At 71.0% G+C, this 23943-nt stretch carries 20 protein-coding genes; 14 read left to right on the plus strand and 6 right to left on the minus strand.

Annotated features, from left to right (window positions below; translation table 11 throughout):
- Positions 1 to 168: 168 nt before the first annotated feature.
- On the minus strand, positions 169 to 1176 hold the full coding sequence (locus tag AC07DF_RS39965) for a hydroxyacid dehydrogenase (protein WP_478982263.1): 1008 nt from the start codon (positions 1174 to 1176) through the stop codon (positions 169 to 171).
- A 171-nt stretch (positions 1177 to 1347) separates the two neighbouring features.
- Between AC07DF_RS39965 and AC07DF_RS39970 the strand changes: the two genes are divergently transcribed.
- The gene (locus tag AC07DF_RS39970) at positions 1348 to 2604 is read left to right on the plus strand and encodes a D-arabinono-1,4-lactone oxidase (RefSeq protein WP_478982265.1); all 1257 of its coding nucleotides are present in this window, start codon (positions 1348 to 1350) and stop codon (positions 2602 to 2604) included.
- Positions 2605 to 2620: 16 nt separating this feature from the next.
- On the opposite strand, the gene AC07DF_RS39975 is transcribed toward AC07DF_RS39970, so the two are convergent.
- On the minus strand, positions 2621 to 2965 hold the full coding sequence (locus AC07DF_RS39975) for a helix-turn-helix transcriptional regulator (RefSeq protein WP_478982266.1): 345 nt from the start codon (positions 2963 to 2965) through the stop codon (positions 2621 to 2623).
- Positions 2966 to 3194: 229 nt separating this feature from the next.
- Between AC07DF_RS39975 and AC07DF_RS39980 the strand changes: the two genes are divergently transcribed.
- The 9 genes from AC07DF_RS39980 (at position 3195) to AC07DF_RS40020 (ending at position 14305) form a co-directional block, all read left to right on the plus strand.
- Positions 3195 to 3851 carry an ANTAR domain-containing protein gene (locus tag AC07DF_RS39980; RefSeq protein WP_478982267.1) on the plus strand — a complete coding sequence of 219 codons (657 nt, stop codon included), beginning with the start codon at positions 3195 to 3197 and terminating at the stop codon, positions 3849 to 3851.
- Between the two features lie 199 nt (positions 3852 to 4050).
- Positions 4051 to 5301 carry an ROK family transcriptional regulator gene (locus tag AC07DF_RS39985; RefSeq protein WP_478982269.1) on the plus strand — a complete coding sequence of 417 codons (1251 nt, stop codon included), beginning with the start codon at positions 4051 to 4053 and terminating at the stop codon, positions 5299 to 5301.
- A 220-nt stretch (positions 5302 to 5521) separates the two neighbouring features.
- Entirely contained in the window at positions 5522 to 6787 is a 1266-nt protein-coding gene (locus AC07DF_RS39990; RefSeq protein ID WP_478982271.1) for an ABC transporter substrate-binding protein, read from the plus strand.
- Between the two features lie 21 nt (positions 6788 to 6808).
- Complete coding sequence (locus AC07DF_RS39995) at positions 6809 to 7774, plus strand: carbohydrate ABC transporter permease (RefSeq protein WP_478982273.1); 966 nt, start codon at positions 6809 to 6811, stop codon at positions 7772 to 7774.
- The gene (locus AC07DF_RS40000) at positions 7771 to 8658 is read left to right on the plus strand and encodes a carbohydrate ABC transporter permease (protein WP_478982275.1); all 888 of its coding nucleotides are present in this window, start codon (positions 7771 to 7773) and stop codon (positions 8656 to 8658) included. The genes AC07DF_RS39995 and AC07DF_RS40000 overlap by 4 nt, the downstream gene beginning before the upstream one ends.
- A 12-nt stretch (positions 8659 to 8670) precedes the next feature.
- The gene (locus AC07DF_RS40005; protein ID WP_478982277.1) at positions 8671 to 11538 is read left to right on the plus strand and encodes a glycoside hydrolase family 2 TIM barrel-domain containing protein; all 2868 of its coding nucleotides are present in this window, start codon (positions 8671 to 8673) and stop codon (positions 11536 to 11538) included.
- A 158-nt stretch (positions 11539 to 11696) separates the two neighbouring features.
- A complete protein-coding gene (locus AC07DF_RS40010) occupies positions 11697 to 12692 on the plus strand; it encodes an ABC transporter ATP-binding protein (RefSeq protein WP_478982324.1) in 996 nt (331 codons plus the stop codon).
- Position 12693: 1 nt separating this feature from the next.
- On the plus strand, positions 12694 to 13497 hold the full coding sequence (locus AC07DF_RS40015) for an ABC-2 family transporter protein (protein WP_478982279.1): 804 nt from the start codon (positions 12694 to 12696) through the stop codon (positions 13495 to 13497).
- A 1-nt stretch (position 13498) separates the two neighbouring features.
- Positions 13499 to 14305 carry an ABC transporter permease gene (locus AC07DF_RS40020; protein WP_478982281.1) on the plus strand — a complete coding sequence of 269 codons (807 nt, stop codon included), beginning with the start codon at positions 13499 to 13501 and terminating at the stop codon, positions 14303 to 14305.
- Here AC07DF_RS40020 and AC07DF_RS40025 read toward each other — a convergent pair.
- Positions 14295 to 15590: an MFS transporter gene (locus AC07DF_RS40025; protein ID WP_478982283.1), complete on the minus strand. Its 1296-nt coding sequence runs from the start codon at positions 15588 to 15590 to the stop codon at positions 14295 to 14297. The genes AC07DF_RS40020 and AC07DF_RS40025 overlap by 11 nt on opposite strands.
- Positions 15591 to 15872: 282 nt before the next feature.
- Between AC07DF_RS40025 and AC07DF_RS40030 the strand changes: the two genes are divergently transcribed.
- On the plus strand, positions 15873 to 16640 hold the full coding sequence (locus AC07DF_RS40030; RefSeq protein ID WP_478982285.1) for a hypothetical protein: 768 nt from the start codon (positions 15873 to 15875) through the stop codon (positions 16638 to 16640).
- Between the two features lie 114 nt (positions 16641 to 16754).
- Positions 16755 to 18074, plus strand: a complete 1320-nt coding sequence (locus AC07DF_RS40035) for a jacalin-like lectin (RefSeq protein ID WP_478982287.1) — start codon at positions 16755 to 16757, stop codon at positions 18072 to 18074.
- 1 nt (position 18075) lies between these two features.
- Here AC07DF_RS40035 and AC07DF_RS40040 read toward each other — a convergent pair whose 3' ends face one another.
- The 3 genes from AC07DF_RS40040 to AC07DF_RS40050 are packed head-to-tail and all read right to left on the minus strand — an operon-like array spanning position 18076 to position 22220.
- Positions 18076 to 19356 (minus strand): patatin-like phospholipase family protein, encoded by a 1281-nt coding sequence (locus AC07DF_RS40040; RefSeq protein WP_478982289.1) that lies wholly within the window; start codon positions 19354 to 19356, stop codon positions 18076 to 18078.
- Positions 19353 to 20432: a ComEC/Rec2 family competence protein gene (locus tag AC07DF_RS40045; protein WP_478982294.1), complete on the minus strand. Its 1080-nt coding sequence runs from the start codon at positions 20430 to 20432 to the stop codon at positions 19353 to 19355. The genes AC07DF_RS40040 and AC07DF_RS40045 overlap by 4 nt, the downstream gene beginning before the upstream one ends.
- Positions 20433 to 20462: 30 nt before the next feature.
- On the minus strand, positions 20463 to 22220 hold the full coding sequence (locus AC07DF_RS40050; protein WP_478982296.1) for a S8 family serine peptidase: 1758 nt from the start codon (positions 22218 to 22220) through the stop codon (positions 20463 to 20465).
- 163 nt (positions 22221 to 22383) lie between these two features.
- On the opposite strand from AC07DF_RS40050, the gene AC07DF_RS40055 reads away from it, so the two are divergent.
- Together AC07DF_RS40055 and AC07DF_RS40060 are read left to right on the plus strand one after the other, a co-directional pair.
- The gene (locus AC07DF_RS40055; RefSeq protein WP_478982298.1) at positions 22384 to 22974 is read left to right on the plus strand and encodes a TetR/AcrR family transcriptional regulator; all 591 of its coding nucleotides are present in this window, start codon (positions 22384 to 22386) and stop codon (positions 22972 to 22974) included.
- Positions 22967 to 23941, plus strand: a complete 975-nt coding sequence (locus AC07DF_RS40060; RefSeq protein ID WP_478982300.1) for a phosphotransferase enzyme family protein — start codon at positions 22967 to 22969, stop codon at positions 23939 to 23941. Before AC07DF_RS40055 ends, AC07DF_RS40060 begins: the two co-directional genes overlap by 8 nt.
- The last annotated feature ends 2 nt before the right edge of the window (positions 23942 to 23943 follow it).

Genomic DNA, 23943 nt, shown 5'->3' on the forward strand with positions numbered 1-23943 from the left:
CGACAACAGGGGGCTCCTTCGACTCGAGCCACACCATACGGTCACAGGCCCCTGAAGATAAGTCTTGACTTACTTGGCGCACCTATGGCTCTACGACTGCATATCCCGCATTCCGCCATTCCGGCATTCCGCATATCGCTAATCGCGCTCCCCATACCCGCAGCACCCTCAGGCCTCGCGCTCCAGCGCCGCCGGCTCGACCGCATAGGCCGGTTTTCCTCCTGCCAGCAACCGTTCAGCCTCCTCGGCGACCGTAAGGCCGAGGCGGGCCAGTTCGTTGCCCTGGGAACCCGCGAGGTGCGGGGTGATGAAGGCGCCGGGCAGGTCGTAGAGGGGCGAGTCGGCGGGGAGCGGCTCGGGGTCGGTGACGTCGAGGATCGCGGTGAGACGCCCGGCGCGCAGTTCGGCCACGAGGGCGTCGTGGTCGACGAGCGCGCCGCGCGCGGTGTTGAGGAGCACCGCCCCGTCGGGCATCAGGGCCAGCTCGCGGCGGCCGATCAGGTGGTGGGTCTCGGGTGTCTCGGGGGCGTGGACGGTGACGATGTCGCAGGTGCGCAGCAGGTCGTCCAGCTCCAGCAGGGGGACGCCCAGCGCGGCGGCCTCCGCCTCGTCGACGTACGGGTCGGTGAGGGCGGGCCGCAGATCGAAGGGACGGAGCAGTTCGAGGACGCGGCGGCCGATGCGGGAGGCCCCGATCACACCGACCCGGCGGCCGTAGTTGCCGATGCCGGGGACGATGCCCCAGCCGGAGGAGGTGCGGGACGTGCGCATCCGGTCGCGGGCGGCGAGGACGTCCTTCCCGGCGAGCAGGATCATGGCGAGGGTGTACTCGGCGACGGGCAGCGCGTTGGCGACGGCGGCCGAGGAGACGGCGATGCCGCGCCGCCAGATCCCGGGGGTGGCGAAGGACTTCACCGAGCCGGCCGAGTGCAGTACGGCGCGCAGCCGGGGAGCCGCGTCGAGGACCGACTCGTCGAGCCGGGGACAGCCCCAGCCGGTCACCAGGATCTCGGTCCGGGCCAGCGCCCCGAGCACACGCGGGTCGGTGAAGTCCTGCACCACCAGGGCGGGATCGATGTCCACGGACTCCCGCAGCCTCGCCAGCACCTCGGGAGGGAAGACCAGCGGCACGTTGTCTTCGGCCATGGCGAACAGTGCCTGGGGGCGCTGACTCAAGGAGGTGACCTTCCGGCTCGGCGGCACACGGAGAGACGGAATGGATAGAAACCGCTCTCTACAACCTCTTCACGGTAGGCCGAGCCGGGTGGCGGCGGCAACGGACACCGGGCCGGGGTAGGTTCCGGCGGGGGCTTGCCGTCCCCACAGCCTCGGGGAAGGACGACGTGGATGACCGGGACCGTGACCAACTGGGCGGGCAACATCACCTACGCGGCCAAGGAGCTGCACCGGCCGGGCTCGCTCACCGCGCTGCGCGCGCTGGTCGCGGACAGCGACCGGGTGCGGGTACTGGGCAGCGGCCACTCGTTCAACGGGATCGCCGAGCCGGGCGCCGGGGGCGTCCTGCTGTCGCTGGCCGGTCTGCCGCCCGAGGTGGACGTCGACACGGCGGCCCGCACGGTCCGCGTCGGCGGCGGGGTGCGCTACGCGGAGCTGGCCCGCCGGCTGCACGGGCAGGGTCTGGCGCTGCACAACATGGCGTCCCTGCCGCACATCTCGGTGGCCGGGTCGGTCGCCACCGGCACCCACGGCTCGGGGGTCCTCAACGGCCCGCTCTCGACGGTCGTGCGCGAGGTGGAACTGATAACGGCGGACGGCTCGACGGTGACGACAGGACGGGACGAGGAGCGGTTCGGCGGGGCCGTCACCTCGCTCGGCGCGCTCGGTGTCGTCACCGCGCTCACCCTCGATCTGGAGCCGGCTTTCGAGGTCGAGCAGCACGTGTTCACCGAACTGCCGCTGGAGGGGCTGGACTCGGGGACGTTCGAGACGGTGATGGCGACGGGGTACAGCGTCAGCCTGTTCACCGACTGGCGGGCGCCCGGCTTCCGGCAGGTGTGGCTGAAACGGCGTACCGACCAGGCGCTGCCGGCCTTCCCCTGGGCGGCTCCCGCCACCGAGAAGATGCACCCGGTGCCGGGCATGCCCGCGGTGAACTGCACCGAGCAGTTCGGTGTGCCGGGGCCGTGGCACGAGCGGCTGCCGCACTTCCGGGCGGAGTTCGTCCCGAGCAGCGGGGCGGAGCTGCAGTCGGAGTATCTGCTGCCGCGCGGGCACGCCGTGGAGATGCTGCGCGCGCTCGACGCGATCCGGGAGACGCTCTCCCCGGTGCTGCAGACCTGCGAGGTGCGCACGGTCGCCGGTGACGACCAGTGGCTGAGCCCGTCCCACGGCCGGGACACCGTCGCGGCGCACTTCACCTGGGTCGAGGACACCCGTGCGGTGCTGCCGGTGGTGCGGCGGGTCGAGGAGGCGCTGGAGCCCTTCGGGGCACGGCCGCACTGGGGGAAGGTGTTCACCGTTCCCGCGTCCGTCCTGGGCGGGCTGTATCCGCGGCTGGACGACTTCCGCGCGCTGACGCGGGAGCTGGACCCGGAGGGGAAGTTCGCCAACGCCTTTGTGCGGGACGTGCTCGCACAGGCCTAGGCAGGCGGCCGGCGAGTCAGGTCGCGGCGCGCGGCCTGCCGCCCGGGGCGGTGGCGCGGTCGGCCTCGGCCTGGACGAGCAGGGAGAGCAGGGACGCCACGGTCAGACCGGCCTCGGCGGGGTGGCGCAGCACCTTGCCGGGGTCGATCCGGTACGTGTTGGTACGGCCCTCTTTGGTGTGGGAGAGGTATCCGTCCTGCTCCAGGTCGGCGATGATCTTCTGCACAGCGCGTTCGGTGAGCCGGCAGTGGGCGGCGATGTCCCGGATACGGGCGCTGTGATTGTCGGCGATGGCCGCAAGCACCCGTGCGTGGTTGGTGATGAACGTCCATCCGGTGTGTGGCTCGGGCACTCCATCCATACCCCAACTCTAGCGACCAGGGGTTCACGCAATCAAAAACACGTACTTCGTTTCATGTATCGGTTGACGTGTGTGGGGTAGAGACGCAACGCTGGAAACACGGAGGCAGGGCGAACGGACAAGGGAGAAGAAGGCCATGCCGGAGCCTGCGTACTCTGCGCGGCCTCACACGCCGGAGGGCGCCGCGTCCCCGGCGGGCGACAACGCACCGGCGGCGATCCCGCCGTGCATGGCGACCATGGACGTCGCTCCGGACGGCGACCGCATGACCGTGACCCTGTGGGGGGAACTGGACCTGGGAAGCCGACGGCTCCTGCCGGACCTGTACGACATCCTGACGCTGTCGGGCAGCGGCATCGATCTGCGCCTGGACGCGGTCGGCTTCTGCGACTGCTCGGGCCTCAACATGCTGCTGGATCTGCGCATGCGCGCCCTCGCCCTGGCCAAGACGGTCACCGTGCGCTCCAGTGGCCGCGCGGTCGAGCGGGTCCTCGACCTGACCGGCACCCGGGAGCTGTTGACGGACGCCGTTCCCCCGCCCGCCCATGCCCCCTCCCCTCAGACCGACGCCGATGAGGACCTGCGGACCGAAGTGGCCCAGCTGCGACGGGCGATGCAGACCCGGCCGACCATCGACCTGGCCCGCGGCATCCTGATGGCCTCCTTCGGGCTGAGCCCCGACGCGGCCTGGAGCGTGCTGGTGCGGACCTCCCAGAACACCAACACCAAGCTGCACCGGCTGGCCGAGGAGCTGGTGAGCACCGCCCACGGAACCACCCTGCCGGAGCAGGTGCGGCGGCAACTGGCGGCCGCGGTCGCGAACGCGAGCCCCCGGAGCACCGCGGCAGCCGGTCCCGCGAACGGAACCGCCCAGCACCGGGACTGACCCGCGACCCGCCGCGCCCGCCTCCTGAGGCATCATGAACAGGCCATGGCCGGCCACCGCCGGTTCCCTCAGGGGCGCACTTTATAAAGCCCCTTTCCAAACCCCTTGTCGAAAGTCCCGCCAGCCCATAGCCTTGCGCCGCGCCGGTGCCGACGTCGACCCCGGCCAGGGCAGGTCTGGGAAGGGATGGGGCACCCCGGTGAAGCGCACATCACGCGACATCCGCACCGCGAACCGCTACGAGGTGCTGCGCCAGATCATCGCGGAGTCACCCACCTCCCGGCAGGAGCTGGCGGCCGCGACCGGCCTCAGCCTCGCCACGGTGGCCACGCTCGTGGGCGAGCTGCTCGACCTCCGCATGATCACGGAAGTCGGCTTCGAGGACTCGGCCGGCGGCAGGCCCCGGGGCCTGGTGGCGGTCAACGCCTCGGGCGGCGCGCTGATCGGCGTCGACATCGCCGAGACCTATGTCCATGTCGAGCTGTTCGACCTGGGGCTGAACGTCCTGGCCCGCGCCGAGGAGGACGTCCGGGCGAGCGAGAGCCTGCCCGAGCAGGTGGTCGGCCATGTGGCCACCGCCGTCGGCTCGGTGGTCACCCAGGCCGGCATCGAGGGCGCCCGGGTGCTCGGGGTCGGTGTGAGCGTGCCGGGGCAGGTGGACCGCGCCACCGGCATCTCGGAGTACGCGCCCAACTGGGACTGGCACGACGTACCGCTGCTCGACCTGCTCACGGAGCACATCGCCTACCCGCTCTACCTGGACAACCCGCTGCGCGCCAGCGCGGTCGCCGAGCTGTGGTTCGGGGCCGCGCGCGGGGCCGGGAACGCGGTGGTGGTCAACCTCGGCACCGGGGTGGGCGCCGGGCTCGTCCTGGGCGGCGGGCTGCACCGCGGGGTGAGCAACAGCGCCGGCGAGTGGGGCCACACCACGATGGTGCTGGACGGGCGGCTGTGCCGCTGCGGCAACCACGGCTGTGTGGAGACGTACGTCGGTGCGCGCGGCATCATGCTGAACCTGCGGGAGCTCGGCCCCGACAGCCCGCTGCTGCACCCGGACGACCAGACGGCGACCATCGACGCGCTGGCCCGCGGGATCGCGGCGGACGACCCGGTGGCACGCCGGGCCGTCCATGAGACCGCCCGCTATCTGGGCGCCGGCGTCGCGGACCTGGTGAACCTGTTCAACCCCGAGATCGTCGTGCTGAGCAGCTGGGTCGCCCGCACCCTGGGCGAACCGCTGCTGCACGAGGTGCGCGAGGCCGTGTCCCGGCACGCGCTGCCGCGGCCGCTGGCCGCCACCGAGATCGTCCTCTCCCCGATCCCCACTGACCCGGTGTGCCTGGGCGCGGCGACGTTCGCGCTGGAGGGCGCGCTGCAGGCCGTCGGGCAGAAGAACGGCAAACGCACCGCCCCCGTGAGGAGCCGAACCGCCGCCGCACCACCCTCGTAGCGGCGGAAGCAACTCCTCCGCTACCCCCGCATGTTCGAAATCGCGAACCGGACACAACGCTTCGAACAGACTTCGTCCAACCCCTTGCCGAAGCCTTAGCCGAAGCTCTAGCGTCCCGCACCGCACCTCTCTTTGAGCCATCTGGCGCGAGCCCCCGGGCCGTGAGCCATCAGGCAGTGAGCCGAAGAGCCGCAGCCGCACTCGAGACAAGGACGTCAGCATGTCGGCATCGAGCAACATGAACTGGGACCGCCGCAACGTACTGCGGGCCGCGATGGGCCTGGCCGCCGCCGGCGGACTCGCCGCGTGCGGCAGCAACACCGGCCGGGGTGGTGGCTCCGGGTCGGGCGACGGCCTCACCCAGTACTTCCACGCGTACGGCGAGGCCGGCGTCGAGCAGGCCGTCAGGAAGTACGCCAAGGCCTACAAGGACGCCAACGTGACCACGCAGTGGATCACCGGCAACAACTACGAGCAGAAGCTCTTCGCCGCGCTGCTCACCAAGAACGCGCCGGACGTCTTCGAGTTCCACCCGCAGATCCAGCTCGTCAAGAGCGGTCAGGTGGCCGACCTGACCGACATCATCGACCCGGTCAAGGACGACTTCAACCCGGCCGACATCAAGTCGCACACGGTCGACGGCAAGATATACGGCATCCGGATGATCGACGACCCGCAGTTCCTCTTCTACCGGCCCTCGCTGTTCGAGAAGGCGAAGATCGAGGTCCCGACCACGCTGGAAGAGCTGATCGAGGCAGCCGACAAGCTGACCACCAACAAGGTCAAGGGCATCTTCCTCGGCAACGACCTGACCTCGATCCAGCACAACGTGATCTGGTCGGCCGGCGCCGACACCCTCACCGCGGACAACAAGCCCGCCTTCAACACCGACGCCGTGGCCGACGGCCTCAAGCAGCTCCGTGGCCTGTTCACCAGCGGCAACCTGCTTCTCGACGCCCCCGCCGACTCCTGGGATCCCTCCGCCTTCAACCAGGGCCTGACCGCGATCCAGTGGTGCGGCATGTGGGCCATGCCGGCCATGCAGCAGGCGCTCGGCGACGACATCGGCATCTTCCCCTTCCCGAAGATCGGTTCCGCCGGCAAGGAGTCGGTCTACAACGGCGGCTGGTCGATGTTCGTCAACGCCAAGGGCAAGAACGTCGAGGCGGCCAAGGACTACGTCAAGTGGCTGTGGATCGACCAGAAGAAGTACCAGGAGGACTTCGCCACCTCCTACGGCTTCCACATCCCGCCGCGCACCTCGCTCGCCCAGTCCGCGACCAAGCTGAAGTCCGGCCTGCCCGCCGAGGGCGTGAAGCTCTTCAACGAGTTCGGCCACTTCGACAACATCGGCTGGACCCAGGCCATGATCGCCGCCATCAACGACGTCATGGCGAACTCCGTCCGCAAGGGCGGCGACCCGAAGGCCCAGCTCGCGGCCGCCGAGAAGAAGGTCGACGCCGAGCTCAAGAAGCTGTTCGGTTAGGCCCGGCGGACGGACCACGACATGTCGACCACCACCACACGCGGGGTCGCCCAGCCCGCCCCGGCCAAGGTCACCAAGACCCGGCCGAGGCGGGGCCTGAGGGCGAGCAGCACCTTCAACTTCTGGCTCTTCACCGGCCCGTTCCTGATCGGCCTGGTGATCTTCGTCTTCGTGCCCATCGGCTGGAGCATCTGGCTCAGCTTCTTCGAGGCACGCTTCACCGTCACGCCGAGCGAGTTCATCGGCTTCGACAACTACCGGCAGATCCTGACGGACACGAACTTCCGGAACTCGCTCGTCACGTTCACCGTGTTCGCCGCGTTCATCGTGCCCGCGACCTGGGCCATGTCGCTGGGACTCGCCCTGCTGGTGAACCGGCTGCGGTTCATGCGGGCATTCTTCCGTTCGGTGTTCTTCCTGCCGACCGCGGTCAGCTATGTCGCCGCCGCGCTGATCTGGAAGATGTCCATCTTCAACGGCGTCCGCTTCGGCCTCGCCAACACCGTCATCGGCTGGTTCGGCATCGACAACGTCGCCTGGCTGGCCAACCCCGACCCGCCCTGGTACTGGCTGGTCATCGTGACCGTCCGCCTCTGGCTGCAGTCGGGCTTCTACATGATCCTGTTCCTCGCGGCGCTGCAGAACATCCCGCGGGAGCTGTACGAGGCCGCCTCCATCGACGGTGCCAAGCCGGGCTGGCAGACCTTCCGGCACATCACGCTGCCCCAGCTGCGGGCCACGTCCACCGCGGTGATCCTGCTGTTGCTCGTCGCCGCCTACCAGGCCTTCGACGAGTTCTTCAACCTGCTGTCCAAGGCCACCTGGGGCCAGCCGCCCCTGGTCGAGCTGTACAAGATGGCCCTCGGCAACAACCAGAACTACGGCGCGGGCAGCGCGGGCGCGGTCGTCCTGACCCTGCTCATCTGCGTCGTCACACTGCTCCAAGGCAAGATCATGGGCTTCGGAAGGGGTGAGGAGTCCAAGTGACCACCACAGCACCCGACATCCGCAAGGGCGCGAAGCCGGCCGCCAAGGCCAAGCGTGGCGGCGGGATCCTCGGCAACACCGGCCTGTACATCGCGACCGGCGTCGCGGCCCTGCTCTTCCTGGTCCCCTTCTATCTGATCGTCCGCAACGCGCTGATGACGGACCAGGAGATCACGGGCGAGGAGTGGAAGTGGTTCCCCACCACCATCCAGTGGGGCAACATCACCGAGCCGTTCAACGACGTCACGGTCGACTTCGCCCAGTCCCTGTGGAACTCGGTGGTCGTGGCCGTCCTGCACACCGCCGGCATCCTGCTGATCTGCTCGCTGGCCGGGTACGGCCTCGCCCGGATCCCGTACAAGCACGCCAACAAGGTGTTCTACGCCGTCCTGGCCACGCTGATGGTTCCCACGGCGGTCACCTTCGTGCCGAGCTTCGTTCTGGTCTCGTCCCTCGGCTGGGTGGACAGTTACCGGGGTCTCATCATCCCGGGGCTCTTCAGTGGTTTCACCTGCTTCCTGTTCCGGCAGTACTTCCTGGGGTTCCCCAAGGAGCTGGAGGAGGCGGCGCGCGTGGACGGGCTCGGCTACTGGGGCGCGTACTGGCGCGTCGTCGTGCCGAACTCGCTGAACTTCTTCGCGGCCATCGCCACGATCACCTTCATCAACGGCTGGAACGCCTTCCTGTGGCCCCTGGTCATCGGCCAGGACCCGAGCGCCTGGACGGTCCAGGTGGCGCTGTCGTCGTACATGACGAACCAGACCGTCAACTATCACCTGATCTTCATGGCCACGGCCATTTCCATCCTGCCCCTGGTGTTCGTCTTCCTCTTCCTCCAGCGCTGGCTGGTGCAGGGGATCGCCCAGACCGGCATCAAGGGCTGAGCTAGGAGACCGATGTCTTTCCGCACCACCGCCGACTACGTCGAGGACGTCTCCCCGGGCAGCGGGGCCCTTCCGGCCCGCGCCTGGTACGCGTCCTCGGACGCCGCGTCCCTGTCGCTGAACGGCAGCTGGCGCTTCCGGCTGTCGGACACCGTCGACGCCGAGGACGACTCGTTCGCCGAGGAGGGCTACGACGCCCAGGGCTGGGCCGAGGTCACGGTCCCCGGGCACTGGGTGCTCCAGGGCGACGGGGCGTTCGGGTCCCCGATCTACACCAACCACCTCTACCCCTTCCCGGTGGACCCGCCGCACGTCCCCACGGAGAACCCGACCGGTGACCATCTGCGCGTCTTCGACCTGCCGTCGGACTGGCCGTCGGACGGCGGGGCGGTGCTGCGGTTCGACGGCGTGGAGTCCTGCGCCCGCCTCTGGCTGAACGGCACGGAGCTCGGCGAGTTCAAGGGCTCCCGGCTGGCGCACGAGTTCGCGGTGGGGCATCTGCTGAAGCCGGGCGGGAACGTCCTGGCGGTGCGGGTGCACCAGTGGTCGGCCGGCTCGTACCTGGAGGACCAGGACCAGTGGTGGCTGCCGGGCATCTTCCGTGACGTGACGCTGCTGCACCGCCCGGCGGGCAGTGTGGGCGACTACTTCGTGCACGCGTCCTACGACCACACCACCGGCGAGGGCACCCTGCGCGTCGACTCCGACGTCGAGGGGCGGGTGACCGTCCCGGGCCTGGACATCGATGTCGCGACCGGCGAGCCGGTGACGGTGGCCGTCGAGCCGTGGACCGCCGAGACGCCGAAGCTCTACGACGGTGTGCTGGCCACCGAGGGCGAGCGGGTGCCGCTGCGGATCGGCTTCCGCACCGTCGCCCTCGAGGACGGGCTCATCAAGGTCAACGGCAAGGCCGTCCTCTTCAAGGGCGTCAACCGGCACGAGTGGCACCCGGAGAAGGGCCGTGCGCTCGACCTGGAGACCATGCGCGAGGACGTGCTGCTGATGAAGCGGCACAACCTCAACGCCGTGCGCACCTCGCACTACCCGCCGCACCCGGCCTTCCTGGACCTGTGCGACGAGTACGGCCTGTGGGTCATCGACGAGTGCGACCTGGAGACCCACGGCTTCACCGAGCAGGACTGGCGGGACAACCCGGTCGACGACGACCGCTGGACCCCCGCCCTGCTGGACCGCGCGGAGCGGATGGTCGAGCGGGACAAGAACCACCCCTCGATCGTGTTCTGGTCGCTGGGCAACGAGGCCGGCACCGGCCGCGGGCTCACCGCGATGGCCGAGTGGATCCACGACCGCGACCCCGAGCGGCTGGTGCACTACGAGGGCGACTGGAACTGCCGCGACACGGACGTGTACTCGCGGATGTACGCCTTCCACGACGAGGTCGACAAGATCGGGCAGCGGCTCGACGGCGGTACCGGCAAGCGCCGGGAACTCCCCTTCATCCAGTGCGAGTACGGGCACGCGATGGGCAACGGCCCGGGCGGACTCGCCGACTACCAGGAGCTGTTCGAGAAGCACGAGCGGCTCCAGGGCGGCTTCATCTGGGAGTGGATCGACCACGGCGTGCGGCACGCCGAGCTGGGTTACGCCTACGGCGGTGACTTCGGCGAGGAGCTGCACGACGGCAACTTCGTCTGCGACGGGCTGGTCTTCCCGGACCGGACGCCGTCACCGGGTCTGATCGAGTACAAGAAGGTCATCGAGCCGGTCCACATCGAGGGCGACGGCACGAGCGGCACCGTGCGGATCACCAACAAGCAGGACTTCGCCGACCTGTCCGCGCTGGCCTTCGAGTGGTCCTGCCAGGTGGACGGCGAGACCGTCGAGTCGGGCCCGCTCGCGGTGCCGGTGCTCGTGCCGGGCGAGAGCGCCGAGGTGAAGCTGCCGGAGCCGCCCGCGGACGGCCGGGGCGGCGAACGCCAGTGGACGGTGCGGGCCCTGCTCGCCGACGACACGGTCTGGGGTCCGAAGGACCATGTCGTGGCCTGGGGGCAGTTCGCCGTGGGGGCACGGCCGCTGCCGTCCTTCCCCGCGAGCGACCGGCCCGTGGCCGGCCCGGACCGGATCACCCTCGGCCCCGCCGAGTTCGACCCCCGCACCGGCGCCCTGCGCTCGATCGGCGGGGTCAGGGTCGGCGCGGCACCGAAGCTGGACGTGTGGCGGGCGCCGACCGACAACGACGACGGCGCGGAGTGGCAGACCGACACCCGCTACGGGATGCTGTGGCGCACGCTCGGCCTGCACCGGATGCGGCACCGGCTGGTCTCGGTCGAGGCCGGCGACGACGCGCTGACGGTCCGGACCCGGGTGGCGCCCGCCGCCCGCGAGGTCGGCCTGGACACGGTGTACCGCTGGACGTCCGACGGCGAGCGGCTGCGGCTGACCGTGTCCGTGACCCCCCAGGGCGACTGGACGGTGCCGCTGCCCCGGCTCGGTGTCCGCTTCGGGCTGCCGGAGGCCGACCGGGTGGAGTGGTTCGGCGGCGGTCCGGGCGAGGCGTACCCGGACACCAGGACGGCGTCGATGGTGGGCCGCTGGCAGTCGACGGTGGACGGGCTGCAGACCCCGTACGTCCGTCCGCAGGAGAACGGCGCCCGGGCCGATGTCCGCTGGGTGGAGCTCGGCGGGCTGCGGATCGAGGGCGACCCGGAGTTCTGGTTCACCGCGCGGCGCTGGACGACCGAGCAGCTCGAGGCGGCCCGGCACCGCACCGACCTCACGGCCGGCGACACGGTGTGGGTCAACCTCGACCACGGGCAGCACGGCATCGGCTCGCAGTCGTGCGGCCCGGGCCCGCTGCCGCGGTACTTCCTGAAGGCGGAGCCTGCGGAGTTCTCGTTCGTGTTCTCGACCACCGGGTGACCCGACCGCCGGGCGAGAAGAACACCAGGTAAGAAATCGTTTAATCGATTGACCAATTGATCGACATTCCGACAGTGTCGGGACGTCATCCGCGGCCGGTCGGCCCTCGAAGCCGACCGGCCGCACCTGTGTTCACCACATGGAAGTGGGTGGGTCGATTGAGTGTCGCCATCGAGGTCCGCGGACTGTCCCGGACCTTTCACACCACCGTCCGCCGCCCCGGATTCCTGGGCGCCGTCCGCTCACTCGTCAACCCCGAGCGGGTGGCCAAGCACGCCGTCTCCGACATCACCTTCGACGTGGCCCCGGGCGAACTCCTCGCCCTGCTCGGCCCGAACGGCGCCGGCAAGTCCACCACCATCAAGATGCTGACCGGCATCCTCACACCCACCTCCGGCGAGGCCCGGGTCGCGGGCGTCGTGCCGTACCGGGAGCGGGAGCGCAACGCCCGGAACGTCGGCGCGGTGTTCGGGCAGCGCACCCAGCTCTGGTGGGACCTGCCGGTGCGCGAGTCGTTCGCGATCCTGCGGGACATCTACGAGGTGCCGAAGGCCGAGCACGCCGCCCGGCTGGAGGAGTTCGACGAGATCCTGGACCTGTCGTCGTTCTGGGACACCCGGGTCCGCCATCTCTCCCTCGGCCAGCGGGTGCGCAGCGACCTGGCCGCCGCCCTGCTGCACGATCCGCCGGTGGTCTTCCTCGACGAACCGACCATCGGCATGGACGTGGTGGTCAAGGAACAGGTCCGGGAGTTCCTGCGCCACCAGGTGGAGCAGCGCGGCCGTACGGTCCTGCTGACCACGCACGACATGACGGAGGTCGAGCGGCTCGCCGAGCGGGTGGTGCTGGTCAACCACGGACGGCTGGTCCTGGACGGCACCCTCGACGAGATCCGCCGGAAGTTCGGCTCCACCTGGCAGGTGCGCGCCACGCTCGCCGACCCGCGCGCCGAGGTCCTGCCGCCGCCCGGCATCACGCTGCTCCGGCACAACGGCGCACAGGTCGTCTTCGGCCCCGACGGCGCGGACGCGCCCACCGTCCACCAGGCACTCAAGGCGGTGATCGAGCGGTACGAGGTGACCGACATCGCCCTGGACGAGGCGGACCTGGAAGACGTGATGCGGGCCGCGTACGTGCACGCCGGGGAGGTCTGACATGGCCGTGCTGCACGCCTGGCGCGCCGCCCGCGTCACCCCGCTGGGCGAGCTGAACGCCCCGCCCCGGATGACGGCCGTCGCGCTGCGGCTGGCCGTGCAGGTGGTCCTGGTCTGGTCGCTGTGGCGCGGCCTGTACGCGCAGTCCGGCACGACCGCCGGCCTGACCCGTGACCAGGCGGTCACCTACGCCGTACTGGCCGTACTGGCCTCCCGGCTGCGGGAGCTGGACCAGTACGCGGGACGGGACACGGTCCTCCAGCACATGCACTTCGGCACCATCGTCTACTGGTACCTGCGCCCCCTGCCGCCGCAGCGCTACTACGCCCTGCGGGCCGCGGGCGAGCAGTTGTACGGGCTGGCGTGGGCGCTGACCGGGTATGTGATCTGCCTGGCCGCCGGGCTCGTCGACCCGCCGCGCTCGGCCGCGGTGGCCGGGGTGTTCGTGCTCAGCATGCTGCTGGGCCAGTGGGTCCTGTACTACGTGATGCTCGTGCTCGACCAGTTGTGCTTCTGGACGGTCCGCAACACCGCCGCGATGCTCATCCTGCTGTTCGCGCAGAACCTGCTGTCCGGCGTGTACGCGCCGCTGTGGTTCTTCCCGGACTGGTTCGTGACGATGAGCGCCTTCCTGCCCTTCCAGGCCACGCTGAGCGTGCCGCTGTCGCTGTACGTGGGCCGGATCCCGCTGTCCGACGCGGCCTTCCAGCTCTGCGTGCAGGCCGGGTGGGTCGTGGTGCTGGCGTTGTTCACCCGGCTGCTGTGGCGGCGGGCCGCCCGGCGCGTGATCTCGCAGGGAGGCTGAGATGTCGCTGAAGGCTCTGCGGATCGTGTGGCGCGTGACGGCGCTCAACTTCCGCGCGCAGATGGAGTACCGGACCGAGTTCCTGCTGATGATCGCGATCGGGGCGATCTGGCAGGTGTCGGTGATCGTGTTCGCCACGGTGCTGTTGTCCCGGTTCGCCGGGATGGGCGGCTGGGACAGCTCGGACGTGCTGCTGATCCCGGCGACGCGCATGCTGGCGCACGGTCTGTTCGTGTTGTTCCTGGGGCGGATGCACTGGGCCGGCCGGCAGGTGCAGGAAGGCCGGATCGACATCTACCTGATGCGCCCGATGCCGGTGCACCGGCAGATCCAGCTGGCTTTCTTCCCCACCAACGCCATCGGGGACCTCACGGTCGCGGCGGGCCTGATGGTGGGCGCGCTGTCCCGCAGCGACCTGGACTGGACTGCGGGCCGGATCACGTATCTGATCGCGGCCGTGCTGGGCGGCATGCTCCTGGAGGCTGCCCTGTTCACGGTCGTGGCCAGCGCCTCCCTGCGCTTCCCGGCCGCTGACATGTGGGGCCGCTGGCTGGAGGAACTCCTCGGCACGTTCGGCAGCTATCCGCTGAACGTGCTGCCCAAGGCGGTGGGCGGCTTCCTGACCTACGGCCTCCCGCTCGCGTTCGTCGCCTACTTCCCGGCGGCGGTGCTGACCGGGCACGGCCGTACGACAGGGGTGCCGTACTGGCTTGCGGCGGCCTCACCGCTGCTCGGGCTGCTGGCGTATCTGGGGGCCCGGGTGCTGTGGCGGTGGAGTCTGCGGCACTACAGCGGCATCAACGGCTGACGGTCCGGCCCGCCCCGCGGACCGGGGTGAACAGGGCGGTCACGGCGAGCAGGACGCAGATCGCTCCGGCGGCCAGCGCGACCGGCGCCGTGCCCTGTTCCTCCGCCGCCCAGGTCAGCACGGCGGCGCCGACCGGAGCCGCCGCGTAGTGCAGGGTCCAGAACGCGGAGGTGACGCGGCCCAGGAGGTGTTCCGGGGTCACCTCCTGGCGGTACGACAGCGAGCAGGTGCCTCCCATGGCGGCGCAGGCGAGGAAGGCGGCGCTCAGTGCCGCGACCACGGGCACGTCACGGGCCCAGCCGAGACCGGCGAAGGCGAGCCCGCAGCCCGCGACCGAGCCGGTCCAGGTCAGCCCGAAGCCGAGGCGACGGCGGATCCTGGCCACGAGCAGGGCGCCGGCGATGGTGCCGAGCGCGCCGGCCGCCATGACGGTGCCGACCGTGCCGTCGTCCTGGCCGAGGTCGTGCTTGAGGTGGTAGATGACCAGGTCGTGGATACCGAGGGTGAGGAAGCTGAAGACGAACAGCAGGACGGTGAGCGAGCGCAGCACCGGGTGGCCGTAGAGGAAGGCGATGCCGGTGCGCAGGTCCTTCCACAGGCGGGTGCGCTTGCCCGGCTGTTCGTCCGGGGCGCGCTTGCGGAACCGTACGAAGAACAACAGCGCCGCCGACACCCCGAAACTGGCCGCGTCCACGCCGACGGCCGCGGCCGGCCCGGACCAGGCGGCGACCAGCCCGGCGCACAGCGGCCCGAGGACGCCCGCCGCGGCGGCCGTGGCGTTCAACCGGCCATTGGCCTCGGTGAGTTGATCGGTGCCGACCAGGCCGCGCACGACGGTGACATAGCCGACCGCGAACAGCATGCCGACGGCCTCGCACAGCGGCAGCACCATGTACAGCAGCCAGATCTGCGGGCCGAACAGCCACACCAGCGGGATCAGCCCGTACAGTCCCATGCGCACGAGGTCGCAGCCGATGAGCAGCCGGCGCCGGTCCACCCGGTCCACCACCACCCCGGCGAACACTGCCGCGAGGACCGACGCCGCCCCGCCCGCCGCGGTCAGCAGCCCCATCCGCGCGACCGAACCCGTGGCCTCCAGGACCAGCAGAGGCAGGGCGATCAGGGCGAAGGAGTCGCCGAGGACGGAGAGGGTCTGCGCGGTCCAGAAGATCCCGAAGTCACGCTGCCGCCACAGCGGGCGGGCAGCGCGTAAGCCGTCGTCACCGGCGTCCGGGGGCGTGCCGCTGCCGGGCTCGTCCTCGCGCCGAGCCGCCTCGTGCGTCATGCGCCCTCCCCCCGTCGCCGCCGCACGGCAACCTTACGGCCGGCCGCGGCGGCTGAGGGGTGTCGCACCCGCATCCCCACCCCACACGAGGAGCCGTGCCGCACTCCGCAAGAGACCACCGTAGTACTCGATCCGCAGGCGCAGGGCGAAAACCGTTACCGGCGGGCGGTGCGGGCGCGGTACCGTCCGCACCGTGAGCTGAACTCTCCCGCGGTGCCCCCGGACACCGCAGACGCGCAACGCACTCCGTTTGCCGTGCCCGTCCCACAGGGAGAGATCACCATGCACATCGTCCTGGGCAACACCCCTGACGACACACTCGCCGCCTTCACCGCCCGGGCGGCCGAAGACCCCGGAGTCGCCGGGCTGGTCCTCAGCGGCTCCCGGGTCCACGAGGGCATGCCGACCGTCCACTCGGACTACGACCTGCACGTGATCCTCCGGGACCGGCAGGCCTGCGCACTCGCCGAGCTGGACTGGTTCCGTTCCGCCCACCTCGACCTCGTCGTCATCCCGCTGGCGGAGTTCCGGACCCGCGGCATGCCCGGCCGGCCCGACCACTTCGCGCGTTACTCCTACGTCCACGCGGAGGTACTGCTCGACCGGCTCGACGGGGAGGTCGCCCGGATCCTCGACGCGAAGCGGAGGCTGGGCGCCGAGGAGGCCCGGGCCGCGGTCGACGGGTGGCTCGATGCCTACGCCAACCAGGCCTACCGCTCCTTGAAGAGTTACCGCGACGGCCACCCGGCCATGGGCCACCTGGACGCCGCCGAGTCCGTGCCCTACGCCCTGGAGGTGCTCTTCGCGCTGCACCGCCGTGTCCGGCCCTACAACAAGTACCTGCGGTGGGAGCTGGAGCGGAGCCCGCTGGGCGACCGGCGGTGGGAGGCGGACCGGCTGCTGCCCGTCGTGGAACGGCTGCTCGCCGACGGCGACCCGGACACGCAGCGTGCGCTCTTCACCGGCATCGAGGGGGCGGCGCGGAAGGCCGGGCACGGCGGAGTGCTCGACTCCTGGGGTACGGACCTGGAGCTGCTGCGCCCGTCCTGACGCCGGGGCGTCTCCCACTGTTTTCCCTACTTCCCTTGCGTATCAGGGGTGTTCGGCCCGAACCTGAGCACCGTTCACCTTCTTCCCTCCGCCTCCCCGACCGGAGACACCCCCATGAAGAGACTGATCGGCACCCTCATGGCCGCCGCCCTGGCGGTCACAGGCCTGGCCGCCACCGCCGCGACACCCGCCGTCGCCGCGGACTCCGGCTCCTTCAACGTCCTCACCTACAACGTCGCGGGCCTTCCCGAGGGGCTGAGCTCCGGCAATCCGGAGAAGAACACCCCGCTGATCTCCCCTCGCCTCGGGGCGTACGACATCGTCAATGTGCAGGAGGACTTCAACTACCACGCCGCCCTGTACGCGGGCGACGACCACGCCCACCGCACCGCGACCAGCGGCGGTGTCCCCTTCGGCGACGGCCTCAACACCCTCTCGGACCATCCCTTCGAGGACTTCCAGCGGGTGAAGTGGAACAAGTGCACCGGCACCAACTGCCTCACTCCCAAGGGCTTCTCGCTGGCCCGGGTCCGGCTCGCCGAGGGCGTCTTCGTGGACCTCTACAACGTGCACACGAACGCGGACGACTCCGCCGACGCGCTCGCCGCCCGCCGTGCCAACATCGAGCAGCTCTCCGACTTCATCCAGGCGAACTCGGCCGGCAACGCGGTGATCGTCATGGGCGACACGAACACGCGGTACACGCGCTCCGGCGACAACATCCGCACCCTGCTGAGCGAGAACGGCCTCACCGACGCATGGGTCCAGCGGGTGAAGGGCGGGACGCCCCCGGCCCAGGGCAGCGACGCGCTCGTCTGCCCCACGACAGCGCCCACGAACGACTGCGAGGTCGTGGACAAGGTCCTCTACCGCGGCAGCAAGCTGCTCAGCCTCGACGCGACCCGCTACCACAACGAGTGGGCGTCCTTCCTCGACTCGGCCGGCGCCAACCTCTCCGACCACTTCCCGCACACGGTCGACTTCTCCTACAGGCTCGACTCCTCCCTGCGCGCGAGCGACTTCTTCGGCGGTCCGCACGGCACGGCCTTCAACGACGCGGACGACCTGCCCGCGACCCCGGCCCCCCGCACGCTGACCCTGCGCGGCAGCGCCCGCCTGGACGCGGTGTCCCTGACCCACGACGGCGGTACGACGCTCACCCACGGCGGCACGGGCGGCACGGCGACGTCCTTGACGCTGGCGGCCGGTGAGCACCTGACCTCGGTGAGGCTCACGCAGGGCCAGAAGGACGGCCGCACGCGCCTGTTCTCGGCGGCGTTCACGACCGACAAGGGCCGCACCCTGTCCGCCGGTACCGCCACGTCCGACGCGAAGACCTTCACGGCCCCCGCCGGCCGGCAGATCGTGGGCTTCACGGGCCGCGCGGGAGACGAGGTGGACAAGCTGGGGGTGGTGTACGCGCCGATCCGCTGAGTCAGCGGCGCGGCGGGTTCAGGGCCGTCAGATCGGCGGGTAGCAACTCCGGGTGGTAGGTCGCCAGGGCCGCGCCGCCGAGCCACCAGCCGCGGTGGACCAGCGCCCGGCACAGGCCCGGGTCGAGGCGGTCGAAGACGGTCGGGACGAGGGCAAGGTGCCGGCCGTCGAAGGCGGGTTGTTTGGCGAAGGCCGTGCGCCAGCGGCGCAGGGCGTCCGGGCCGTCGGCCGGGAAGTCGGTGGAGAGCTGGACGAGGACGCCCCGGCGGGCACCGTGCGGCAGTTCGCCGTCCGGGCCCGCGGCCCGCGCCTTCTCGAAACGGTCCACGACAACCCGGGTCCGCAGCGTGGTGCTCTGCCGGTACAGCAGTGAGTTCGCCCGGGCCAGATCGCGGACGACGGGGACGCGCCCGTACACACCGGGGCGCAGCAGTCCTCCGGCGTTGAGGACGCACAGGAAGGTGTGGCGGTAGCGGTCCCCGTCGATGGCCTCCAGGCCGGTGTTGTCGTACGTACCGCCGTCGAGCAGCGCGGGCGGGTGGGTGGCGCACGGGAAGGGTCGTCGGTCGAGGACGACGGGCGGGAAGGCGCCGGGCACCGCCGCGGAGGCCGACACGGCCCGGCTCAGCCGCAGCCCGGTGCCGGCCGTGGGAGCCAGGCCGATGGTGTAGTCGCCGTACACGTCGCGTTCGAAGGTGAAGCGGGCTCCGGTGGTCTGGTTGGCCGCGTTGACGATCCAGCGCACCTGCGGGTCCAGCCCCTCCAGTTCGGTCTTCTCGAAGAACCATTCGTCCAGGCGCCCGGCCAGGAGGTCCGTGCGGGTGGTGGGGCCGAGGGTCCGCCACAGGCCGCGCAAGAGGGCACGCTTGAGGGAGCGGGAGGAAACACGGTCCAGGAGCGGTGCGATGACGAGTTCGTCCACGGCACGCGCGGTGAAGCCCTCCCGCCGCAGCGCAGGCCAGGCCGTGGCCAGGCAGCCGTTGGCGACCGAACCGCCGGACACGGAGGAGGAGTACCGCAGCCGGGACAGCAGCCCGGTGTCGGCCAGCAGCCGGACGAAGCCGAGGGCGGAGAGCGTGGCGCGGAATCCGCCGCCGGACATCGCGAGCGCGACCGGGTGCGCCGTGGCGGGCGGTTCGGCCGGGCGGAGGGTGTCACCGCAGGGGCGGGCCACGAGGCCGGTGCCGACGGCGGGCGAGTCGACGATCCATCCCGGAGCGGCGGCCGTCGGGGTCCCGGCCGGGGGCGCGGGCGGGGCGGGGGCATGCCGGGCGGAGGTCATGGCCGGTCTCCGATCGTGACGATGAGCGCCTGCTCGGCGGGCCCCCGGACGTCCACGTCGAAGGCGCGGCCCTCGCTGAGCCGGGTCAGTTCCTCCTCGGCGAACGGGATGTGGTTGGTCAGGTGGATGACGTACTCGTCGTCCGGTGCCCGGGAGTCGACGAGCCAGCGCAGGGTGTCCTCGTTCGGATGGTGGTGGCGCACGCCGTCGGCGGAGACGACGTAGTGGTCGGCCCGCACCTGCTCGAAGAAGCCGGCTTCCACGTTGCGGTCGCTGCCGTGGTGCGGCAGTTTCAGCAGGTCGACGTGGAGCGGTCCGGAGTCGTCGAGCAGGCCCAGTTCGCGCAGCCCGGTCAGGATGTGGTCGCCGCGGGCGTCGCCGGTGAGCAGCGCGGTGCGGCCGTCCTGGCGCAGCAGCAGGACGATGCTGGAGAGGTTCGGCACCGACGAGTCGGAGTAGGCCGCCGTGATGACGTCGGGGTCGCCGCGCTGTTTCGCCTTGCGCCAGCGTTCCTCCAGCTCTTCCAGCGCCGCTTCGTCGGGCGCGACGACCGTGACGTCCAGGTCGCCGAGGGTGGCCTCGGCGCCCTCGGTGAGCGGCCCGCCGAACGGGGTGTTGCCGTCCAGGCGCAGCGCGCCTGCCGCGTTGCGGATGTCACGGCCCTGCTGGTAGCTGGCGCCGAACGCCCCGTCGGTGGCGGCGCGTTCGAGGAGGGGCCGGACGGAGGCGCTCAGCCCGGGGGCGCGCTTGTCGACGAGTTCCTCCACGGAGTTGAACCACAGGGCGTCCACCGCGTACGGCAGGGCCTCCCCGTCCTGCTGGGCCTGCCTCATGTCGCGGAAGAGCCGTACGAGCCCGCCGGCGTGGTCGTCGTCGACGTGGGAGAGGCACACGACGTCGAGGTGTGGCGGGGCGTCGCCGCCCGGCGTCCCGAGCTGCTGGAGCCGGCCGCGGAGCGAGGCCCGGTAGACGCCTGTGGGGCCGCCGTCGACGAGCATGACCCGCTCGTCGGGTGTGCCCCAGCGGACGAGGAAGCAGTCGCCGTGCTTGGCGTCGAGGAAATCGAAGGTATACATGTCAACCTGCCTGGCTGGTGGTTCGGCCCGTCAGACGGACTGCACGGCGCGCAGCACGTCGACGAGCCCATGGCCCTGGAAGTGGCGTTCGCGGGCGAGGTCGGTCGCGGTGGCGCAGAGGATCTCCTTCACGCGTTCCGGGCGGCCGAGCAACTCCCGGTGGCGGGCGAGCAGCATGGCGGCGGCGCCGCTGACATGGGCCGCCGCCTGGCTGGTCCCGTGCATGGCGGAGATGCCCTCGCCGGGGATGGGGCCGTCGATGTCCTCCCCGGGCGCCACCAGGTCGGGCTTGAGCCGCCCGTCGCCGGTGGGTCCCCGGCTGGAGAAGTAGCTGACGCCGTGGCGGTGCGGGTTGCTGCGGTGGGTGGAGCCGACGGTGATGACGGAGTCCGCGTTGCCGGGGTCGGAGATGCTGATGTCCCGGTAGTCGGCGCCCACGGTGTGCGCGGTGCCGCCGGTGAACCCCGCGTTGCCGGCCGCGGTGACGACCACGACGCCCGACCGGGTCAGGCGGTCGCACTCCACGCACACGGGAGTCCACCCGGTGGAGTGGCTGGCGACGTCGTGCGGGACCGACAGGCTGATGTTGACCCCGGCGACGATGAACCGCCCGGCCTGCTCGTTGATGTGACGGATCGCCTGGAGCGCGGTGACGATGGAGAACTCGTCGCCGCCGCCCTCGTCGTCGAGGACCCGGAAGTCGTAGAGCCGGATGCGCGGGCAGATGCCCCGGAAGTCCAGCTCCGGCCACCAGCCGCCGATGATGCCGGCGATGTGGGTGCCGTGCTGGTCGCCGGGCGGTGGCCGGGCGGGCTGTCCCGGGGCCGGGGTGGTCTCGACGGACGGCAGGGCGGCCGCCCAGTTGACGAGGCCGCCCACGAGGACGTCGGCGGAGAGCTTTTCCCGTACGCCGGTGAAGTCGAAGGAGCGGGCGATGCGCGTCTCCAGCGGCTGCGGCGTCGGGCCGGTGGTGTCCCAGTCGTGGAAGGCGGGGTGCCGCGCGTCGATGCCGCTGTCGACCACCGCCCATCCGATGGTGGCGGTGTCGACCGAGAAGACCTGCTCCGCCGCGTCGGCCTTGATCGTCCGTCGGGACCGTACGACGGCGCGGGTCGCCGGCCGGTTCGTCGTCACGGACACGATCGGGTACTTCTGCCTGCGGTCGGCCACACGCCCGACGGGTGTGTGCGGCCCGCGCACCGGGGTGGTGTCCACGACGACCTCGCCCAGCATGTCGACGAGTACGCCGGTCACCTCCTGGTCCCGCGTCTCGCTCCGGGCCAGATCCGGCCGCGCGTTCTCCACGACGCGGTGCAGCAGCCGCAGGAACCAGGTGAGATGGCGGCCGCGCTCCTGCCGGCGCTCCATGCTGTCGTGGATCTCGCTGGTGGCCGGGGTCCTGACGTGCCCGGCGAGGGCCGCCTCGATGCCGTCCGCGCCGCCGGTCCGGGCGAGTTCGTGGGCGACCCGCACCGCGCCGGCGAGGCTGGTCAGCGGCAGCAGGTCGCCGACGAGTTCCTTCAGGGTCAACCGCGCCGCCACGAAGCTGCCGGCGGCGATCGGCCGGCACTTCTCCATCAGCCCGCGGCTCTGGAAGCGTTCCAGGACGCGCTCGACGCCGTACTCCTCACGGATCGCGAGGATCAGGTCCTGCCGTCCCTCCGAGGACGGCCGCGGCGGCTCGGCGAACGCCAGCCACACGTCGAAGTGGACGGGGCAGTAGGTGGCCCAGAGGACAGGTACGGGTCCTTCCCCATAGAACACCGCTGCGAGATCGGCTCGGTCCATGTGGATTCCCGGTGCGCTGTGCGTACGGTTCTCATTTTCCGCCCTGGTCATGGGCACTGCAACCGATGGGCGTCAGGCTACGATCACCGTGCGTCTGTGGGACCTGCACACCGACGCCGCATCACCGTCGTGGCCCTCTCGAGAGGTATCCCCCAAAACTCCCATGCCCAGAGCCGGCCTCACCCCCGACCGCCTCGTCGCGGCCGCAGCCGACCTCGCCGACGAGGCCGGCTTCGAGCGTGTCACCCTGTCCGCCCTGGCGCGGCGCTTCGGCGTGAAGGACGCCAGCCTGTACACCCACGTCCGGAACCTCAAGGACCTCCGTACCCGCCTGGCCCTGTTCGCGGGCGGCGAGATGATCGACCGGATCGCGGCGGCGGTCGAGGGGCGGGAAGCCGGCCGGGACACCCTCGCCGCCTTCGCCGGTGCCTACCGGGCCTATGCCCTCGAGCACCCCGGCCGGTACGCGGCGACCCAGATCCCCGTCGACCAGGACCTCCTCGCCGACTCCCCCGCGATGCGCCGCACGGCCGAGGTCACCTACGGCATGCTCCGCGCCTACGGCCTGGAGGAACCCGACCTCACCGACGCCGTGCGCCTGCTGCGCAGCACCTTCCACGGCTACTGCGCCCTGGAGTCCAACGGCGCCTTCGGCGCGCCCCGTGACGTACAGGCGTCCTGGGACCGGGCCATCGACGCCCTGCACGCCCTGCTTCTGACCTGGCCCCGCGAGGAGAGGACCCCCCATGCGTGACACCGCCGGCTCGATAGCCGGGATCTACGCGCTCGGTACCGGCCCCTGGACGATGACGCCCGTCACCCGGGGCGCCCTGGGCCAGATCTGGAAACTGTCCGGGAACGGCTCCTCCTGGGCCGTGAAGGAGCTCCTCTTCGGCTGCGACGAAGCCCAAGTACGCCGCGAGGCCGCCTTACGGGACTCCGCGGAACGCCTCGGCATCGCCTCGCCCCGGCTCCACCCCGACCGGCACGGCGCGTACGTCTCCCGCCTCGACTCCCCGGGCGGCACCTCCTGGGTGAAGCTGTACGACTGGGTCGACGGCACCCGGGCGGACGCCTCCGACCCGGACGTGCTGGACTGGTTCGGCCGGACCATGGCGTTGCTGCACCAGGCCGGTGAGGGCGCCGTCGGCACCCCGGGCGACTGGTACGAGCGGTGTCCTGACGACGCCGAGTGGGAGGACGTGCTCAAGAAGGTGCGGGACGCCGGCCTGCCCTGGTCGGAGGAGCTCAGCGGCTTCGTCGCCACCTCCGCTCCCCCGCTCGCGCACTGGGTCACGCCATCGGCACCGGGCGACCTGGTCACCTCGCACCTCGACCTCCAGCCCCAGAACGTCCTGGTCGGCCCCGCCGGGCCCGTCCTCCTCGACTGGGACAACGCCGGGCCCATCGCGGCGGAACGGGAGTTCGCGCGGGCCCTCTACGTCTGGTCGGGCGGCAACGACGTGAACATCGAATCCGCCCGGCGGCTCGCGCGGGCCTACCGCGGTGCCGGGGGCCCGGCCGTCATCACCGGCCCGGAGTCGTTCTCGACGCTCTTCGCCACGGCACTCAACTACGTCCATGTGCAGGCCGAGACGGCCGTCGACCCCGAAGTGACCGCGGCACAGCGCGAGTTCGCGGCCGACCAGGCCGTCACCTACCTGCGCGACGTGCCGGACCTGGCCGCCGTCGCCCTGCTGGTCGCCGCGCTCGACGGCTAGAG

The sequence above is a fragment of the Streptomyces sp. NPDC044719 genome (genome assembly GCF_056433405.1).

Bases quoted from the DNA above. Each gene is read 5' to 3' on its own strand.
- AC07DF_RS40060 (WP_478982300.1), top strand. From the start codon at position 22,967: ATGCGTGACACCGCCGGCTCGATAGCCGGGATCTACGCGCTCGGTACC.
- AC07DF_RS39980 (WP_478982267.1), top strand. From the start codon at position 3,195: ATGGCGACCATGGACGTCGCTCCGGACGGCGACCGCATGACCGTGACC.
- AC07DF_RS40050 (WP_478982296.1), bottom strand. From the start codon at position 22,220: ATGGACCGAGCCGATCTCGCAGCGGTGTTCTATGGGGAAGGACCCGTA.
- AC07DF_RS40030 (WP_478982285.1), top strand. From the start codon at position 15,873: ATGCACATCGTCCTGGGCAACACCCCTGACGACACACTCGCCGCCTTC.
- AC07DF_RS40020 (WP_478982281.1), top strand. From the start codon at position 13,499: ATGTCGCTGAAGGCTCTGCGGATCGTGTGGCGCGTGACGGCGCTCAAC.
- AC07DF_RS39970 (WP_478982265.1), top strand. From the start codon at position 1,348: ATGACCGGGACCGTGACCAACTGGGCGGGCAACATCACCTACGCGGCC.
- AC07DF_RS40035 (WP_478982287.1), top strand. From the start codon at position 16,755: ATGAAGAGACTGATCGGCACCCTCATGGCCGCCGCCCTGGCGGTCACA.
- AC07DF_RS40055 (WP_478982298.1), top strand. From the start codon at position 22,384: ATGCCCAGAGCCGGCCTCACCCCCGACCGCCTCGTCGCGGCCGCAGCC.
- AC07DF_RS39995 (WP_478982273.1), top strand. From the start codon at position 6,809: ATGTCGACCACCACCACACGCGGGGTCGCCCAGCCCGCCCCGGCCAAG.
- AC07DF_RS40005 (WP_478982277.1), top strand. From the start codon at position 8,671: ATGTCTTTCCGCACCACCGCCGACTACGTCGAGGACGTCTCCCCGGGC.
- AC07DF_RS40045 (WP_478982294.1), bottom strand. From the start codon at position 20,432: ATGTATACCTTCGATTTCCTCGACGCCAAGCACGGCGACTGCTTCCTC.
- AC07DF_RS39990 (WP_478982271.1), top strand. From the start codon at position 5,522: ATGTCGGCATCGAGCAACATGAACTGGGACCGCCGCAACGTACTGCGG.
- AC07DF_RS39975 (WP_478982266.1), bottom strand. From the start codon at position 2,965: ATGGATGGAGTGCCCGAGCCACACACCGGATGGACGTTCATCACCAAC.
- AC07DF_RS40025 (WP_478982283.1), bottom strand. From the start codon at position 15,590: ATGACGCACGAGGCGGCTCGGCGCGAGGACGAGCCCGGCAGCGGCACG.
- AC07DF_RS40015 (WP_478982279.1), top strand. From the start codon at position 12,694: ATGGCCGTGCTGCACGCCTGGCGCGCCGCCCGCGTCACCCCGCTGGGC.
- AC07DF_RS40040 (WP_478982289.1), bottom strand. From the start codon at position 19,356: ATGACCTCCGCCCGGCATGCCCCCGCCCCGCCCGCGCCCCCGGCCGGG.